The organism is Flavimaricola marinus, assembly GCF_900184895.1.
GTDB classification, from domain to species: Bacteria; Pseudomonadota; Alphaproteobacteria; order Rhodobacterales; family Rhodobacteraceae; genus Flavimaricola; species Flavimaricola marinus.
This window is the reverse complement of record NZ_FXZK01000003.1, coordinates 242,201-260,030: the sequence shown is the minus strand read 5'-3', so window position 1 is coordinate 260,030 and position 17,830 is coordinate 242,201. Positions and strand designations below refer to the sequence as shown.

Annotated in this window: 13 protein-coding genes; 4 read left to right on the top strand and 9 right to left on the bottom strand. The window is 63.9% G+C overall.

All coding sequences use genetic code 11. The features are described 5' to 3' along the window. Window positions 1–26: 26 nt before the first annotated feature. The 4 genes from LOM8899_RS10180 to LOM8899_RS10165 form a co-directional block, all read right to left on the bottom strand. Window positions 27–614, bottom strand: a complete 588-nt coding sequence (locus tag LOM8899_RS10180; protein WP_093992098.1) for a DUF924 family protein — start codon at window positions 612–614, stop codon at window positions 27–29. A gap of 94 nt (window positions 615–708) precedes the next feature. After that, window positions 709–2,022 (bottom strand): MFS transporter, encoded by a 1,314-nt coding sequence (locus LOM8899_RS10175; protein ID WP_093992097.1) that lies wholly within the window; start codon window positions 2,020–2,022, stop codon window positions 709–711. Window positions 2,023–2,233: 211 nt separating this feature from the next. Then, complete coding sequence (gene queA, locus LOM8899_RS10170) at window positions 2,234–3,286, bottom strand: tRNA preQ1(34) S-adenosylmethionine ribosyltransferase-isomerase QueA (RefSeq protein ID WP_093992096.1); 1,053 nt, start codon at window positions 3,284–3,286, stop codon at window positions 2,234–2,236. 21 nt (window positions 3,287–3,307) lie between these two features. Next, entirely contained in the window at window positions 3,308–6,592 is a 3,285-nt protein-coding gene (locus LOM8899_RS10165; protein ID WP_168770518.1) for a DUF3971 domain-containing protein, read from the bottom strand. Window positions 6,593–6,873: 281 nt separating this feature from the next. On the opposite strand from LOM8899_RS10165, the gene bcp reads away from it, so the two are divergent. From bcp to LOM8899_RS10145, 4 genes are all read left to right on the top strand, one after another. Further along, entirely contained in the window at window positions 6,874–7,347 is a 474-nt protein-coding gene (gene bcp / locus LOM8899_RS10160) for a thioredoxin-dependent thiol peroxidase (RefSeq protein ID WP_093992094.1), read from the top strand. A gap of 113 nt (window positions 7,348–7,460) precedes the next feature. Further along, entirely contained in the window at window positions 7,461–8,270 is an 810-nt protein-coding gene (locus tag LOM8899_RS10155) for a ferritin-like domain-containing protein (protein WP_093992093.1), read from the top strand. A gap of 224 nt (window positions 8,271–8,494) precedes the next feature. Further along, entirely contained in the window at window positions 8,495–9,814 is a 1,320-nt protein-coding gene (locus LOM8899_RS10150; protein WP_245820495.1) for a M23 family metallopeptidase, read from the top strand. After that, window positions 9,804–10,364, top strand: coding sequence for a bactofilin family protein (locus LOM8899_RS10145; protein WP_093992091.1), 561 nt, complete (start codon window positions 9,804–9,806; stop codon window positions 10,362–10,364). The genes LOM8899_RS10150 and LOM8899_RS10145 overlap by 11 nt, the downstream gene beginning before the upstream one ends. 169 nt (window positions 10,365–10,533) lie before the next feature. Here LOM8899_RS10145 and LOM8899_RS10140 read toward each other — a convergent pair whose 3' ends face one another. From LOM8899_RS10140 to LOM8899_RS10120, 5 genes are all read right to left on the bottom strand, one after another. Beyond that, entirely contained in the window at window positions 10,534–11,316 is a 783-nt protein-coding gene (locus LOM8899_RS10140; RefSeq protein ID WP_093992090.1) for a DUF2189 domain-containing protein, read from the bottom strand. A 180-nt stretch (window positions 11,317–11,496) separates the two neighbouring features. Beyond that, window positions 11,497–12,624 carry a peptide chain release factor 2 gene (prfB, locus tag LOM8899_RS10135; RefSeq protein ID WP_093992089.1) on the bottom strand — a complete coding sequence of 376 codons (1,128 nt, stop codon included), beginning with the start codon at window positions 12,622–12,624 and terminating at the stop codon, window positions 11,497–11,499. A 100-nt stretch (window positions 12,625–12,724) separates the two neighbouring features. Further along, complete coding sequence (locus LOM8899_RS10130) at window positions 12,725–15,226, bottom strand: penicillin-binding protein 1A (RefSeq protein ID WP_093992088.1); 2,502 nt, start codon at window positions 15,224–15,226, stop codon at window positions 12,725–12,727. Window positions 15,227–15,375: 149 nt separating this feature from the next. Beyond that, a complete protein-coding gene (locus tag LOM8899_RS10125) occupies window positions 15,376–16,593 on the bottom strand; it encodes an N-acetylmuramoyl-L-alanine amidase (RefSeq protein WP_093992087.1) in 1,218 nt (405 codons plus the stop codon). Beyond that, window positions 16,590–17,750 carry a pyridoxal phosphate-dependent aminotransferase gene (locus LOM8899_RS10120; RefSeq protein WP_093992086.1) on the bottom strand — a complete coding sequence of 387 codons (1,161 nt, stop codon included), beginning with the start codon at window positions 17,748–17,750 and terminating at the stop codon, window positions 16,590–16,592. The genes LOM8899_RS10125 and LOM8899_RS10120 overlap by 4 nt, the downstream gene beginning before the upstream one ends. Between the last annotated feature and the right edge of the window lie 80 nt (window positions 17,751–17,830).

Here is a 17,830-nt window from a genome sequence, read left to right as displayed (position 1 = left end):
TCGGTTTTTAATCGAAACTCAGGGTTTCAGGCGTCGGCGGCCTCGGCCTCGAGGGCCCGATAGGCAGCACCATATCCCCCGGCATCGAGCCATTCCTGCTCCAGCGCGGTATTGGCTCGATCAAGGGCGGCGTTGCGGAACGGAAACCGGCCGAACATGCGGATGATCTGACGGTGGGTCTTGGCATGCAGCAGGTTGGACCGGCCCGTCTCGGGCATCCGCGACGCAAACAGGCGAATGGCACGATCCTGATCGATCAGGTTCTCGGAATGCTCCAGCGGCATGTAAAAGAACTGCCGGGCAGGCTCGTTGATGCGCATGTCCCAATCCCGGCTCAGCGCGATCTTGGCCGCGGCGCGGGCGTTGTTGTCGGAGGCAAAGGCCTGTGCCGTGCCCCGAAACATGTTGCGAGAGAACTGGTCGGTCAGAATGATATAGGCCAATGATCCCGACGCGCTGGTCAGCCAGAGACCGCAGGCTCCGCACATGGCCTCCTGCCAGGTCGAAAGAAACCTTGCGCGCACCTCACTGTCGAGCGCCGCCGAACCGGTGTACCAACCTTCCGGCCCGACCTCGTCGAGCCAATACCGCAATATCGTGTCCGGCGTTTCCAAGCCAAATCTCCCAGCTATCTGTGCCTATGCTGGGAATTGGTTGCAGAGTTATTGAAGCCTGACAACCAATGGCCGATCGACCCATGCAACTTAGTTACATTTGTGACGCATCTTCGGGACGGCCACCGCGCGTTGCGCTTGGATCCGAGGCATCTTCGGAATGAGAATCCTCTTCGGTCTCGATATAGATCTCCTGAGCCGCGACAGCCATCACAGGAGACGCACTGGCGGTGATCGGAGCATAGGACACAAGGTCCTCGACCGACGTCGTCGTCGCCCGCCGAGTCATCCGCCACAGGCCGTAGGCGCCGAGCGTCAGCATCAGCGCCGCGATGAATGCCCAATAGGCATGGACGCTGATGTTATCCATCGCCCAGCCGACAAGAAGAGGGCCGGATACCGCGCCCACCCCGTTTACGAACAACAGCCCGCCCGACGCGGCGGCCATGTCTTCCCGCTCGAGGAAGTCGTTGGCATAGGCGATCAGCAGCGCATAAAGCGGGTTGGACATCCCGCCCACGATGCCCGCACTGATCAGGATCAGCAGGTAATAGCCGGGAATAAAGAACGACAACGCCGACCCAAGCCCACCGGCAAAGGCCAACCCGATGATCAGGATGCGCCGATCCATCCGATCCGACAGCCAGCCCACCGGATACTGGAGGAACAAGGCGGTGACGTAGGTGATCGACACCATGACCGAAATCTGCGGCACGGTCAGGCCGGCGCGGGTGGCATAGACAGCCGACATCCCGAATTGCGCGGCAAACACCCCACCCAGCAGAAACATACCCATGCAGGCCAGCGGAGAGGCTTCGATCAGGCGCCGAATGGACAACGGCTTGGTGGTCTCGAAGGTCGGCGAATTGCCGGCCGCCAGCAGGATCGGCGCAAAGGCGAGGCTCACCAGAACCGACGGGACGATGAACAAGATAAAGCCGGACGCATCGCCGAGGGTCAGAATATACTGGGCCACGACGATGCCCGCCATCTGAACGATCATGTAGACGGACAATGCCTGACCGCGGGTTTCGTTGGTCGCGGAATCGTTTAGCCAGCTTTCGGCGGTGATATACACGCCGCAAAAGCAGAACCCGATGATCGCGCGACCAAGCGTCCAGACCCAGGGTTCCGCAAGAGCCGGATACAGGATCAGCACAGCCGAGATCGTTGAGCCGAGGGCGGCAAAGACGCGAACATGGCCCACCTTCTGGATCAACTTCGGCACCATGCGCGAGGCGAACAGAAAACCGAGGAAATAGGCCGACATGACCAGAGACATCGCGGTCGTCGAGAACCCTTCGATTTCACCACGCACACCCAGCAACGTGCCCTGAAGACCGTTGCCGATCATCAGCATGAACATACCCAGAAACAAGGCCCATGAATGGCCGAATACCTGTAACATCTGCGGTGCCGCCTTCTCGTTCGAATGGAATGACCAGTCGGGTCTAGTGAGACGAGCCACCGGCCGGATGCTCACCAGCGACCCCTAGTGTCGTAGTCTTGCGTTCACAAGAGCCAAAAGACCCGGCCTCACGGACCCGGCACCCGGCCGCCTGTCCGCAGTCTTTCCCCGCGCCACCTCGATTTCAACCTACCAGGTCTGGGTCGCGCCGCTATCCCTTGGGTAACAGCAGAGATGCATCGCCATAAGAGAAGAACCGATAGCCTTGCGCGATGGCGTGGGCATAGATTTCGCGAATGCGCTCCGGCCCCATCAATGCCGAGACCAGCATCATCAGGGTCGACTTCGGCAGATGGAAATTCGTCATTAAGCCGTCGGCGGCGCGGAACTGGTAGCCGGGCGTGATAAAGATGTCGGTATCGCCGCGCCAAGGCGCGACGCCTGCCTCGGAGGCGGCGCTCTCGATCAGACGCAGCGCCGTGGTGCCCACCGGGATCACCCGCCCCCCGGCGGCGCGGGTGGCGTTGATCTCGTCGGCGGCGGCTTCCGAGACCTCGCCCCATTCGGCATGCATCTTGTGCTCGCTGATGTCATCGACCTTCACCGGCAGAAAGGTGCCCGCCCCGACGTGCAGGGTCACATAGGTCAGGTCCACGCCGCGCTCGGCCAGCGCCGCCATCAGCGCCTCATCGAAATGGAGCGACGCGGTCGGGGCGGCCACCGCCCCCAACTTGTCGGCCCAAAGGGTCTGGTAGTCGGCCTTGTCGGCCTCGTCCGAGGGACGTTTGGCCGCGATATAGGGCGGCAAGGGCATCGCCCCGGCAGCGTTCAGCGCCGCGTCGAAATCGTCGCCGGTCAGGTTGAAACGAACGAGTGCGGCATCTGCCTCGCGGGCCTCCAGAACCGCGCTCAGATCGGGGGAAAACACAACCGTTTCGCCCTCGCGCCATTTGCGGAGCGGTTTGACCAAGGCCGCCCAAGCACCATTGGCGCGCGGCTCCAGCAAGGTGACCTCGATCTTGGCGGTGCCCTCTCCGGGGGCGCCCGGGCGATGGCGCTGGCCGGTCAGGCGGGCGGGGATCACCTTGGTGTCGTTCAACACCAGCCGGTCACCGGGGTTGAGAAACCGAGGCAGGTCGATGGCGTGAGCCTCCACCGTCTCGGGGCCACGGGCCACCAGCAAGCGCGACGACGACCGGGGACGCGCCGGGCGCACCGCAATCAACTGCTCCGGCAGGTCAAAATCGAAATCCGACAGCTTCACGTCGCGCCCCCATGTGCCGCGCTACCCCGGTGGCGGAGCGCGGAAGATCTCTCGAAACATCCCCGGCGTCAGGATCGACAGCGGGTTGACCTGTACCGACGGGCTGCCCACCGGCCCGCGCAGGGTGTAGTTGAAACCGAACAGGCCCTCGCCGGGACGGGTCAGCACCGCCCCCACCCCGTTGAGCAGGTAGAGCGGCGAGATCACGCCCCGGAAATCCATCCGGCGGTCGGCCTGCGTGTAAGTGCCATCGAGCGAAATGCCAAGACCGGGTCCGACCGCACTTGCCTGCGACACGGAGATGCGGTCGGGCAATATCCGGAACGCGGCATCGACGTTGGTAAAGGAAAGCCCCTGCCCGTCCAACTGCTGCAACAGGCCGACCACGGAGATGGCGTCGATCAGCTGGGCTAGCGCGGGCGCGTCTCGCACGCGAATATTCGCGATGCGGGCGCGGCCGTCATAGACGCCTTCGGCCCCGGCCGGGGTCAGGGTGGCATCCAGCGTGCCGCCGACACCGTTCTCCAGCCACCCGGCAGACGAGATCACGGCCCCAGCGTTGTTGCTCACGATACGGACAGCGGTGCCGCCGCCGCCGGGGGCGACGGATCCGCGGATCTCGGCCCCGCCGTTGACCTGCGCGGTAAAACTGCCGTTGAAACCGCCCGCGCCGCTGAACTCTCCGCGAAAGCCGGTCAGGGCGATGCCCTCGGTTACCTGAAGCCGCGACAGCGAGACGGTCATCGGGCCACCCTCGCCGCCACTGCCACCAAACTGGGCGCGGCGCAGATCCAGCGTGCCGCCGGACACGCGCACCTCGGGCGGGCGGTTCGGGCGCCGGCCCACCAGCGTCGCGGGGCTGTTGAGCCAGCCGCCCAGACGCACGCGCGAGAATTCGGCGCGGTCCAAGCCACCGGAGGGGCTCAGAGTGATCTGGCCCACGGCATCCAGACCTGCGGCATCCAAGGCCACCCGGTCCACGCGCGGCACTTCGCCCAACTGGCCCGAGATCTCGAAGCGGCCGGTGCTGCCCTGCGGCTTGGTATAGCCGAGCGACGGGATGCTGACGCGAATGCCGCTCAGGTTCGAGGTCAGCGAAAAGCGCGGCGGGCCTCCGCCCAGCGCCAGATCGATCTGGCCACGCCCTGCCCCGGTCACCATGCCCGGCGGCAAACCGATGCCGAATTCGTCGATAAACCGCTCCGAGAGTTCGATTTCGCCGGTCACGGTGGCCGAACCCGACTGATCGGGACCAAATCCGGTGCGGAAGGTCACATCACCCGGCACCCGGCCAAGGCGCATCGGGCCGGTGATCTCCAATCCCTCCGGATCCACGGACAGGCGCAGAGCAGATGCCGCCAATGTGCGGCCCGGCACCAATACGTCCGAGCGGACCTCGGTCAGATCGGCGGTGACGTCAAAGAGCACCCGGTCCCCGTCCTCACGGGGGCGCAGGCGAAATTGCACATCGGCACTGGCACGGGCGCGGCCCTGCGCCATCGTCACCTCGCGGCCCGCTTTCGAGATGAACGACCACGGCGGCTGATCCAGGATCGAAAGGGCGGCGGTGATCGTGCTTTGGGTTTCCAGATGCAGGGTCGCAGGGGGCTGTCTGATCCGGCTGTCCGGGATGCGGAAAACCGAACCGGCCAGGCCGACCGTGCCACCTTGCGGAGCCGCCATACGCCCCTGATCGAGCATCACCGTCAGCGCATTGTTCTGGATCGCCACCGATCCCGACGCCGCCCTGACTGGCGGCAAATGGCGAAGCACCCTGACCTCGGCATCGGAAAATGCCTGTGTCATGGCGATCACCGGGCGTTCTTGACCCGGCTCGATCCGAAGACCTGCCGTGACATCCGACATTGTCGCCCGTCGAACATTATTGACAAACCACCGGCGGGTTCCCGGCTTGAAGGCGGTGGGCCACAGGGCCAGCACACGGGCGATGTCGATGCGGTCGACACCCGCATCCAGCGCCACACGCCAGCCGTCCGAACCGGCCGTCACACGGGCATGGCCGTCGATCCGGGCAGCGGTCGCGGCATCGGTCAGGCTCTGGGCGACGGCGGTGTCGGCGCTGGCAAGGGTCACCGGCGGCACGTCGATGATGTGAAACGCACCGACATCGAGAGCAAAGGGCGCAAGGCGGAGCCGAAAGTCGACGCCCGCCGAGGCAAGGCGGACCGGCGCGTCATAGACATCCGGCGGATCGAGCAGGATATCGGTCAGCGTGAACTGGCCGATCAACGCCTCGGGCCAGCCGTCGGTCAGCTCGCGCAGATAGGCTTGGCCGTTGGCGGACACCCTGCCCCACTCGCTGATCACCGACACCTCGTCGAACCGGATGCGATCAAGACCGGGGTCATAGCCCAACACGGCGCGGGCGCCCTCGAACGCGACAGGGCGGGCACCGCGTTCCGGCTGAAGAACACCGCCCGCGATATCGAGGCGCGCCTCCAGCTCTCCAACCTCGCCGTCAGGCTCGAGGCTTCCCACGAGCTGAGCGCTCAGGCGCGCATCCAGAAGGCCGAGCCAACTGAGGGCCGGGCTTTGCGAGGCGATATCGGGGGCCAGCGCGTCTGTGACCTGGATCGCGATGCTGGCGGCCTGACTGTCCCGGGCGCTGGTCACCTCCAGCCCGATTTCGGTCACGAAATCCCTGCCGGCGAGCAAGGCGAAATCGCCGTTGAGCGCGGTTTCGTCCTTGGAAATCGCCAACAGAAGCGTGCCGCCATCGACGGTCCATGCCCGACCGGCGCGGAGATCCTCGTAATTGACGATCAGGCCCTCGGCGCGAACGGATTCGAGGGCGGCCAGTGCCGGGGCATCAAAAGTCCGATCGATGGTCTCCAGCAGCGCCGTCAAGCTGTCGGCCTGCCCCGCCGCTGGGGCGCTGGCCTCAAAGGCGATCGCCACCGAACCGTCAGAGGCGCGGCGCAGCGCGATTTGTGCGCCCGTCAGCGTGATGCGCTGGGGGAGCATCTCTTGGAGAAAGACCAATCCGCGCGGCGACACTGCGACGTCGATCACCGGCACACGGGCCAAAACGTCGCCCTCGGCATCCCGCATTTCGGTCTGCGTCATGCGAATGACGGGATGGAGGTCACGGCCGACCTCGACAGTGATCGAGCCGAATGTGATCGCGCCGCCGTTGAGTACGCGGGCGGCCTGTTGCTCGACACGGGTCTTGACCCAGGTCGGGGCGGTGATCTCCTGACCAATCAGCAACACCGGGGCAAGCGCCAGAAAGATCACGGGGATCAGCGACAAAAGAAACAGCCCGCGGACAGTGTGAAACAGCATGTACCAAGAGATGCGTCCGCCCCGACGCGCAGAGGCAGCGGGTGGAACTTGAGGCGGCGCGGCGGGAGCCACGGCAGACGGCTCCACCGGCGGAGTCGACGCGGAAACGTCGTCCGTTTTTGCCCCGGTGTCAGGCGTGTTCGACCCGGGGGGATCCTGTTCGGCTGGCGGCTCGGCCTCGGTCATCTTCGGTGTCTGGCGTCCTTTGCCCTTTATCTTCGCGCGTCACAGCCTAGAACAAAAGACTGATAGATCACTTACCCCAAAGGAGACAGCGGATCATGACTTCTCAGCCACTGCAAGCGGGCGACGCAGCCCCGGACGTGAGCCTGCCACGCGACGGCGAAGGCACCCTGTCGCTCGGCGATTTCGCGGGCAAAAAGGTCGTGCTCTATTTCTATCCGAAAGACGACACGCCCGGCTGCACCAAAGAGGCGATCTCCTTCACCGAAATGGCCGATGACTTTGCCGCCGCCGGAGCGGTCGTGCTGGGGGTATCGAAAGACCCGGTGAAAAAGCACGACAAATTCCGGGACAAATACGATCTCAAGATCGCGCTGCTGTCCGATGCCGATGGCGACGTGTGCGAGCGCTACGGGACATGGGTCGAAAAGAACATGTATGGCAAGACCTACATGGGCATCGAACGGGCCACCTTCCTGATCGACTGTGATGGCAAGATCGCCCGGGTCTGGCGCAAGGTCAAAGTGCCGGGGCACGTCGAAGAAGTGCTCGAAGCCACTCGCAGCCTCTGATCATCGGGGCACGACAAGAGTGGGGTGGCCAAACCCACCTCACTTCAATTCTGCTCTGATCGGGCCGACACAACGCGCCCCCTGCGGTCATTGCCGCTTCAAAAGGATTGCCAATGCTCAGCCTTGCCGAAATGGCCACCCAAGTGCTCACCACCGCCGACGGGCGGGCCAAGACCGCGCTGTCGCGGCAGCACGCCGCGACATGGCAGGCCGCGCGGGCCAGGGGTGAAGCCCCCGAGATCGGCAAGAGCTTCCCGCCGCTGAACCCGGCCCGGCCAGAGGCCCCAGCCTTGCTCAGCCCAAAAGACATGCCCAAGCGAAAGCCGGGCAATCCGGCCGGACGGATCGCTCTGTTGCACGCCGTGGCACATATCGAACTCAACGCCGTCGACCTGCACTGGGACATCATCGCCCGCTTCTGCGACACGCCGATGCCGATCGGCTTCTACGACGACTGGGTCAAATCGGCGGACGAGGAAAGCAAGCACTTCAACCTGATGTGCGATTGCCTTGAGGCGAAGGGCAGCCACTACGGCGCCCTGCCCGCTCACGAAGGGCTCTGGCGGGCCGCACGCGACACCAAGGACGACTTCCTCGGGCGTCTGGCCGTCGTGCCGATGGTGCTCGAGGCACGCGGGCTCGACGTGACACCCGGGATGATCGAGCTTTTCGAAAAACACGGCGATACACAGGCGGTCGAGGCGCTCAAGGTGATTTATGCCGAAGAGGTGCACCACGTCGCCTACGGCTCGAAATGGTTCCACTTTCTCTGCGGGCGGCACGAGCTCGACCCCACCGTGGCCTTCCACGATCTGGTCCGACGCTACTTCCACGCCACGCTGAAACCGCCGTTCAACGAGGAAAAGCGGGCCGAAGCCGGAATCCCGCCCGATTTCTACTGGCCGCTCGCAGAAGAGGCCTGACGCCGCGGCATTTGCGCACAGTGTATCGGCAAGGTTGCGCACGCGTCGGCAAAAACCCGCCTGTTTGATGCAGCAAGCACCTGAAAGTGTGTGTTTTTGCGCAAATTTGTTGCGTGTGACCCACATGCTTTGTATCCCCGACCTCGTGAGTCCGCTGTTGGGATCAGCGCCTCGCACGGAAAGGCATGGCCAAACGGGGCCAACCAAGGGACGGGAAAGATCAGTTGAGAACTAGGATCGGACAAGCCTTACACGCTGCGCTTGAGAAGCGTTTTCCTGAAAAACGACTGTTTCTGCGGTCCGACGAACAAACCCGTTTCATCCGGCTGAAGCCCGAAACACAACTCCTGGCTTGGACCGGCAGCACCCTGATCGTCGGCTGGACGATCATCGCCACCGCCGTTCTGCTGATGGACAGCATCGGTGCCGGAAATTTCCGTGCGCAGGCGCAGCGCGACAAGATGGTCTACGAAGAGCGGCTCAACGCACTCTCCGCCGAACGCGACGTGCGCCTGGCCGAAGCGGTCGCCGCACAGAACCGGTTCTCGACCGCGCTCGAGCAGATCTCCATCATGCAGACCGAGTTGCTGCGCTCCGAAGACCGGCGGCGCGAACTCGAGACCGGCCTCGACGTCGTTCAATCGACATTGCGTCGGACCATGATGGAGCGGACAGAGACGCAAGAGCGGCTCGCCTCCCTCGAAACCGCACTCGAGGATGGTAATGGCGGCGCCATCGGCGGGGCCGCCACGGACGAATTGACCGGAACGGTCGATATTCTGGCCGCCGCACTGGCCGACACCGCCGAAGAGCGCGACATGATCGCCGCCGATGCGGAATTCGCCCTTGGTCATGCCGCCGAACTCGAGGCGCGGATCGAGCAGATGGATCAGCGCAACGACGAGATTTTCCGCCAGCTCGAAGAAGCGATGCTGGTGTCGGTCGAGCCGCTCGACGACATGTTCCGTGCCGCCGGCATGGATCCGGACAACCTCATCAATCAGGTGCGGCGTGGCTACTCCGGCACCGGCGGTCCGCTGACGCCGCTCTCCTTCTCGACGATGGGCGGAGAGCCGGATGCAGACGGTCTGCGGGCCAACGCCATCCTCAATTCGATGGACCGGATAAATCTCTACAGGATCGCGGCAGAGCGGGCGCCCTTCGACATGCCCGTCAAATCCGATTTCCGCTTTACGTCCGGTTTCGGCCAGCGTTGGGGCCGGCTCCATGCCGGCACCGATTTCGCGGCGCCGATCGGCACGCCGATCTATGCCACCGCAGATGGCGTCGTCACGAGCGCCGGCTGGTCGTCCGGCTATGGCCGGCTCATCAAGATCCAGCACGAGTTCGGCATCGAGACCCGTTACGCGCATTTGAACAGAATAAACGTTCAAGTTGGCCAAAGAGTCTCGCGCGGCGACCGGATCGGTGATATGGGGAATTCTGGACGTTCGACCGGACCTCATCTCCATTATGAAGTCCGTGTCGGTGGCAATCCCGTCAACCCGATGATCTACATAAGAGCTGGAAGAGATGTTTTCTAAGAGCAAAATCAACGAGCCCGGCCCCAAGTCCGGCGACAATGCCGCCCCGGCCTCAACTCCGGCCACAGGCAGCCCGGCCCCCTCTTCGGCCAGCAGCAGCTATACCCCGTCTGCCGCGCCCAAGACAAAGCCGCCAGCATCGGTGCTGTCCGCTGATCTGCACATCAAAGGAAACCTCAAGACTTCCGGCGACATCCAGATCGAAGGCCAGATCGAAGGCGACATCCGGGCGCACCTTCTGACCATCGGCGAAGGCGCCACGATCAAGGGCGAACTCGTCGCCGATGACGTCGTGATCAACGGCCGGATCGTTGGCCGGGTGCGCGGTCTCAAGGTGCGGCTGACCTCGTCGGCGCGCGTCGAAGGAGACATCATCCACAAGACGATCGCCATCGAATCCGGCGCCCATTTCGAAGGCTCCGTGCAACGGCAGGACGATCCGCTGAGCACCGGTGCACCCCGGCCCACCATGCCGTCGAGCAGCACCACCTCGGCCCCGTCAAGCGCCAGTACCTCCGCCCCGAGCGCGAAGCCTACGACCGGCAGCTAAAAGCGGTCCGACCGGTACAAAACGTCAGGCGCGGCACCTACAGGGGCCGCGCCTCTTCTGTTGATGCACGACGACGCCACGAGCGCCTATCCGAGCGCACCCCGGAGGGGGGCGAGAGAAGGAGAAATCGCGCCGCAGGCGCGGCATTCGGATCAGGCGACGTCAACGCTCAGTAGGGCTCATACAGCGCCCGGCGATACAGATGCCACGTTGCATGGCCCAACACCGGCAGCACCACCATCAGGCCAAGAAACCAAGGCAGCAGCGCCGCGAGGGTCATCAGCGCAATCAGTCCCGCCCAGACCAGCATCACAAACAGGTTCGCCGACACCACGCGGACACTCAGGATCATCGCGGTGACGAAATCGACCTCCTTGTCCAGCAACAGCGGCAGGCTCACCACCGTCAGAGAAAACAGCAAGAACGCAAGCAGCCCGCCCACGACCATCTCGACCGCGATCATGCGCAGACCGTCCGGGCCCAGAAACAGAGCGAAACTGTCCGAGATATTGGTGATCGCACTCAGCCCCATGAAGAGGGCAAAGATCATATGCGCAAGGAAGGTCCAGAACAGGAAATAGAAGACGATGATGGCACCGACCCACGGGATCTGTCGGCCACGCTCCGCCCAGACGACGCCCAGAACCTCACTCCAGACCAGCGGCAGGCCAGCTTCCAACCGACGGCTGACCTCGTAAAGCCCCACGGCCGCAAAAGGGGCAGCCAGCGGAAAGCCGAGCGCCGTCGCCAGCGTCCAGGTCACATGGCCCGCGCCTAGCCAAAGCATGGCAAATCCGCCGAGCACGTAGACGGCGCTGAAGAATAGCCCAAACGCCGGAGCGCGGCGGAAATCGTAGACGCCCGCCTTCAGGCACAACCACAGTTCGTGGAGCGTCACCGATCCGACCTCGGGCAAAATATCGGCCGGGCGCAGTTCTACTGTCTTCGTCATCTGCCCTCCCCCTCTCGTCACCATTGGCGACAGTCCGGAAGGGCCTGTCAAGCGGGGAGCGCCTTGCCTGGGGCCATCGGTCACAGGGTGCGCCGGGCGTCGCGTACGTCACGCGGCGATCGGAGGACAAGCGCCTGACGGACGCGACGCGGCAGTTCGGCCCGCCGGAGGTTGCGAAAATCAGTCCTCCGCCGTGGCGTCCGCCCGGCTCATCCCCGAGACCTGCAAGGCAAGCGTCGCCGCCATGAAACCATCCAGATCGCCATCGAGAACGCCCTGCGTGTCGCTCGTCTCGAAACCGGTGCGCAGGTCCTTGACCATCTGATAGGGCTGCAAGACATAGGAGCGGATCTGGTTGCCCCAGCCTGCGTCGCCCTTGTTCTCGTGGGCCTCGTTGATGGCCGCGTTCCGGCGGTCCAGTTCCATCTGGTACAGACGGGACTTCAGAGCCTTCATCGCAATATCGCGGTTCTGGTGCTGGGATTTCTCCGAGCTGGTCACCACGATATTGGTGGGAATGTGGGTGATCCGAACGGCCGAGTCGGTCGTGTTCACGTGCTGACCACCGGCACCCGAGGAGCGATAGGTATCGATCCGAATGTCCGAGGGGTTCACCTCGATCTCAATATTGTCGTCGACGACGGGATACACCCAGACCGAACTGAACGACGTATGGCGGCGCGCGGCGCCATCATAGGGGCTGATACGAACGAGGCGGTGAACACCGCTCTCCGACTTCAGCCAACCGTAAGCATTCGGACCGCTGATCTTGTAGGCGGCGGATTTGATCCCGGCTTCTTCGCCCGGGCTCTCGGATTGCAGCTCGACCTTGTAACCCTTCTTCTCGGCCCAGCGAACATACATCCGGGCAAGCATACTGGCCCAGTCGCAGCTCTCGGTGCCGCCCGCGCCCGAGTTGATCTCGAGGAAGGTGTCGTTGCCATCCGCCTCGCCGTCGAGCAGGGCTTCGATCTCTTTCTGGGCGGCGGTCGCGCGAACGGCCTTCAGGGCCTCTTCGGCCTCGGTCACCACGTCGGCATCGCCCTCCATCTCGCCCAATTCGATCAACTCTACATTGTCGGCCAGATCGCGAGACAGGGATTCGTAATTGCCGATCGCATCGACCAGCATCTGACGATCACGCATCAGCTTTTGCGCCGCCTCGGGATCGTCCCAAAGGGTGGGATCCTCGACGCGGGCGTCGAACTCCTCCAGACGGTGCTTGGCAGTGTCCCAATCCAGCCGTTGAGCTAGAAGTTTCAGGGATTTTTCAATCGCGGCAATGGTATTTTGCGTCTCGGCGCGCATGTCAGATGGTCCTGTATAGGGCTGAGACAGGGTCTATCCGTTGCTGGCAGAACGGGCAAGAGAGCGACCCGAAGTCAGTTCGGGTTTTCCGCTCTCCGCCTTAGTAGAGGCCACCCGACGACAGGCTGCCAAAGCTCGCGCGGGGGCCAATTTGTGCCGTGCCGCCCGAAGCCGACGGAGCCGTGCGTGTCGCCTGCAATTCGTCCACCAAGGGCAGGTCCGCCGCCATCGCAAAGCCACCGTCGAAGGTGATGCCGAACACCGGCTCCTCGCCGTCGCGGAAACACTCTGCGATCACATTGTCGCCCGAAGCCGAATCCGGCAGACGAGCACCGGAGAACCGGTCGATCTTGATAAAGCGGCACTCGTCGGGGGCGCGGAACGCCCTACCGCCGTATTCCTGAATGGCCTGACGCATGAAGGCCTCGAACACCGGCGCACAGACACCGCCGCCAGAGGCCCCGCCCATCGAGCGTGGGGTGTCGTAGCCGATGTAGCAACCGGCGGCGATGTTCGAGGAAAAGCCCACGAACCACACATCCTTGGCGTCGTTGGTCGTGCCTGTCTTGCCTGCGATCGGAACCGGCAGGTTCACACCACGGGCGGTGCCTCGCTGGACCACACCTTCCATCATCGACGTCAGCTGATAGGCGGTCACGGCATTCATGATGCGGTCGCGGTCGGTCTGGATACGAGGGGCCTGCCCGGAGGCCAGCGCCATGTCCTGACAATCGGGGCAGATGCTCTGATCGTGGCGATAGACGGTGTTGCCATAGCGGTCCTGCACACGGTCCACCAGCGTCGGCTCGACGCGCTCGCCGCCGTTGGCAAACATCGCGTAGGCGGCCACCATACGGAACAGCGTCGTCTCCTGACTGCCCAGCGAGTTCGCCAAAACCTCGTTCATGTCGTCATAGACGCCGAACCGCTCGGCATAGTTCGCAATGACGTTCATACCGACCTCTTGGGCCAGACGAATGGTCATCAGGTTCCGCGATTGCTCGATCCCGGTGCGCAGGGGCGTCGGGCCGTAGTAGCGGTTGGACGAGTTCTGCGGACGCCAGACACCCTGCGGCGTGTTGATCTCGATCGGGGCGTCGACGATGATCGTTGCAGGGCTGTAACCGCTATCAAGAGCTGCGGCAAAGACGAACGGCTTGAAGGCGGAGCCGGGCTGACGACGCGCCTGCGTGGCGCGGTTGAAGACGCTGTGCTGATACGAAAATCCGCCCTGCATCGCCAAGACCCGGCCGGTGTTGACGTCCATCGCCATGAACCCGCCCTGCACCTGCGGCACCTGACGCAGCGTCCAGCGGATGAACGAACCGTCGCTGTCCTGGGTCATCCGGCGCACGTGAACCACGTCGCCCACGTCAAAGTTCTCCGCGAAATTGCCGCGGATCCAGTCGATGTCGTTGCGCGGAACGACCGGCTCCGGGTCGCCCTCTTCCCAGCCTTCGATGCCCAGACGCATCTGGCTGTCGCCAATCTCAAGCACGACGGCCGGATACCACGTGTTTTCCAGAGTGATGTCGCGGGCAATCGATGTCTCGGCCAAGGCGGCACGCCAGCGTTCCTCGGTTTCGAGGTCTTCCGGCGCAATGGTCTTGCCGGTGCCCCGCCAGCGGCCAAGGCCGCGATCGAACTGCTCCAGCGCACGTTGCAGGGCGTGGGCCGCTTCGATCTGCAGATCGGGGTCGATGGTCGCGCGCACAGAGAGGCCACCGCCAAAGAATTCGTCCTCGCCGAAGTTGGCGCTCAGCTGGCGACGAATCTCGTCGGTGAAATAGTCACGCGGCGGCAAGGTCGAGCGAAAGCTCTCGTAATCGCCATTCTGCACCGTGCGCAGCGGTGCGGCCTGATCGGCCTCCATCGTCGCGCGGTCGATGTAACCGTTCTCAAACATCTCGCGCAGCACGTAGTTGCGGCGGTTGATCGCGTCCTCAGACTGGCGCACCGGGTGCAAATTGCCGGGGCGCTGCGCCAGAGCGGCCAGATAGGCGGCTTCGCCGGCGGTCAACTGCGAAAGAGGCTTGTTGTAATAGACCTGAGCCGCAGCGGCGACGCCGTAGCTGTTCTGCCCGAGGAAAATTTCGTTGAGATACAGTTCGAGGATACGCTCCTTGTCCATCGCCTGCTCGATGCGAACCGCGAGGATGATCTCCTTGATCTTGCGCTCCGCCGTGCGGGAACCGTCCAGAAGGAAGTTCTTCATCACCTGCTGGGTGATCGTCGACGCCCCGCGCAGACCCTGGCCGCGCACCGCCTCGACGGCCGCCGCCGCGATACCGCGAATGTCAAAGCCGGGGTGGGTATAGAAATTCTGGTCTTCGGCACTGACAAAGGCGTGCTTGATCAGGTCCGGGATGTCCTCGGCGGGGGTGAACAGACGGCGCTCTACGGCGAATTCGTCGATGATGCGGCCCTCGCCGGAATAAATCCGGCTGATCGTCTTCGGGGTGTATTGCGACAGCACCTCATAAGAGGGCAAATCACGGCCATACATATAGAAAACGGCGCCCATCGTCAGCGCGGCCATCCCGGCCCCGAGGGTGACCATCGAAAAGATGCCACCGAAAAACGACATGATAAAGCGCAGCATGGGCAGAACGACCCCCTAGTTTCGTCCCGCTTATATGGGGCCGCCGGGCGATGGTCAAAAGATCATCGCCCGGTGCAGGGCGCAAAGCGGCAATTGCCCGCTCACGTTTAGGTCATGGGGTCGGGGCCCGGCAGATCAGGTCAGGCATGCTATTGGCGGATCAGTGGGGCGCGGGCCTCTTCATCGGCTCGCCAGCGTTGCAGGGCCTGCACCAGCCCCGCCACGATCACCGCCCTGCCCTCGGCACTCGCGATCAGGGCACGGTCGGTGTCGTTGGACAAGAATCCCACTTCGATGAGAACGCTCGGGAAATCGGCAGCATTGAGCACCGCCAACTGCGCCTCACGACGGGGGCGGGAATTCATCCGGGCACCTGCGTCGCCAAGACTGGTTACAATGGATTGGGCCAATCGCTCGGCACTGGGTCCGGTCTCCAGCCGGGCGAGATCCATCAAAACGGTGGCGACGGTATCGTCCTGCCCCGACAAATCGACGCCGGCCAGCAGATCCCCGCGATCATGCCGCTCCGCCATGCGTTCGCTGGCCTGATCCTGCGCTTCGGCCGACAATGTGTAGACTGATGCGCCGCGGGTTGTGGTTTCGTCCAGCGCATCGGCGTGAAGCGAAAGCAACACGTCGGCATTCGCCGCACGAGCCAGCGTCATGCGCTCCGCCAAGGGAACAAAGATGTCCGCCTCGCGTGTCAGAACCGGGGCAAAGCCGCCGGCCCGCGCCAGCGCCTCGGACAATTCCAGCGCCAGTTGCAGCATCACGTCGGCTTCGATCACTCCGGCCCGCTCGGCCCCGGGATCGATTCCCCCGTGGCCGGGGTCGATCACCACCACGACGGGGCCGTCCTCCTGTTGCCCGACAGCCTCCAGCGCGGCAGGCAGGTCGACGCCCAAGTCCCAGTCGGGATCCGGCGGCGCGCCGGAGGCGGCCGCAAACTCCGCAGCACTGGCCGCACGCAACAGCACCCGCAGATCCGCCGTCCCGTCGAGAGTGTCGACAGCCATCCCGGCCTCGGTCACCACCATCGGACCTGCCAGATCGATGACGAGACGCGACCAGCCCGGGCGCAACGCGCCAAAGCGCAGGTCCACGGCCCCGTCTGCATTCAGCAGCGCCGCCCTGCTCGCCCCTCGGAAATCAACCTCGCGGAAATCCAGAACCAGACGGGCCGGCTCCTCCAGCGTAAAGACGCGGTATGGCACCGCTTGAGACAGATAGAGCGTCACCGCAATACCGGTGCCTGCGTCGCGGACCTGACTTTGGGCCACGTCGAGACGGGCCAAACCACTGAAGTCCTGAGGCAATACCGGCGATGCCAAAGCGGCGCACACCATCGCCAAGAGCATCCGCCTCATGCCAAAGCCCTCATCTTTTGCCGCCCCGCCATGAACCGTACCAAACGGGCCACGCCTTCCGTCACATCCTCGGTCGAGCGGGCATAGGAAAATCGCAGCCAGCCCTGCCCTTCGGTCGGGTCAAAGTCCAATCCGGGGGTCACGGCGACACCGGCTTCGGCGAGGATCTCCGCGGCAAAGGCGCGAGCGTCATCGGTATAGGCACTCACGTCGGCATAGACGTAAAACGCCCCGTCCGGCGGGGCCAGTGTGGCAAATCCGGCCTGCGCAAGCCCTTGCATCAACACATCGCGGTTGGCGGCATAGACGGCCACGTTCGCCTCCAGCTCCTCGGTGCAATCCATCGCGGCGAGGGCCAGCCGTTGCGCCGCGTGAGGCGCACAGATGAACAGGTTTTGGGCCAGCCGCTCGACAATGCGCACATGATCCTGCGGGACGACCATCCAGCCGACGCGCCAACCCGTCATCGAGAAATACTTGGAGAACGAGTTGATCACATAGACTTCGTCCGTCACCTCCAACGCCGACACAGCGCGGGTGCCATAGCTCAGCCCGTGGTAAATCTCGTCCGAGATCAGCGACACCCCGGCCGCATCACAGGCTGCGGCCAATGCGGCCATCGCGTCGCGGTCCAGCATGGTGCCCGTCGGATTGGCGGGCGAGGCGACGATGAGCCCGTCCAGATCGGCGGTGATCTGCGCGGGAACCGGTTGCAGGCGATGCTCCATCCGGGTGCGAATATCGACCGGAGTCAAATCCAGCGCCCGCAAAATCTGCCGATACGACGGATAGCAAGGGACACCGAGGCCGACCCGCTGCCCCGCGTCAAACAGCGCGGTAAAGGCCAGAATGAAGGCGCCCGACGCACCGGAGGTGATCACGACACGGGCGGGATCGAGGGTCACGCCGTACCACTCGGCATAGTGCCGAGCGATGCGGACGCGCAGTTCCGGCAGACCAAGACCAACAGTATAGCCCAAGGCATCACGCGACATCTCGTCGCGCAAAGAGGCAATTGCGGCCGCAGGCGCACCGGTGCTGGGCTGGCCCACCTCCATATGAATAATGTGCCGGCCCGCCGCCTCAGCGGCGCGAGCGGCCTCCATCACATCCATCACGATAAAGGGATCGACCTGCCCCCGGGTTGAGTTTTTCATCCCCTGCCCTCTATTCTTGCTCCTGTAATGGACCGGGGTCGGGGGGCGCGTCAATGGACAGACCTTGGCACCACGCAATG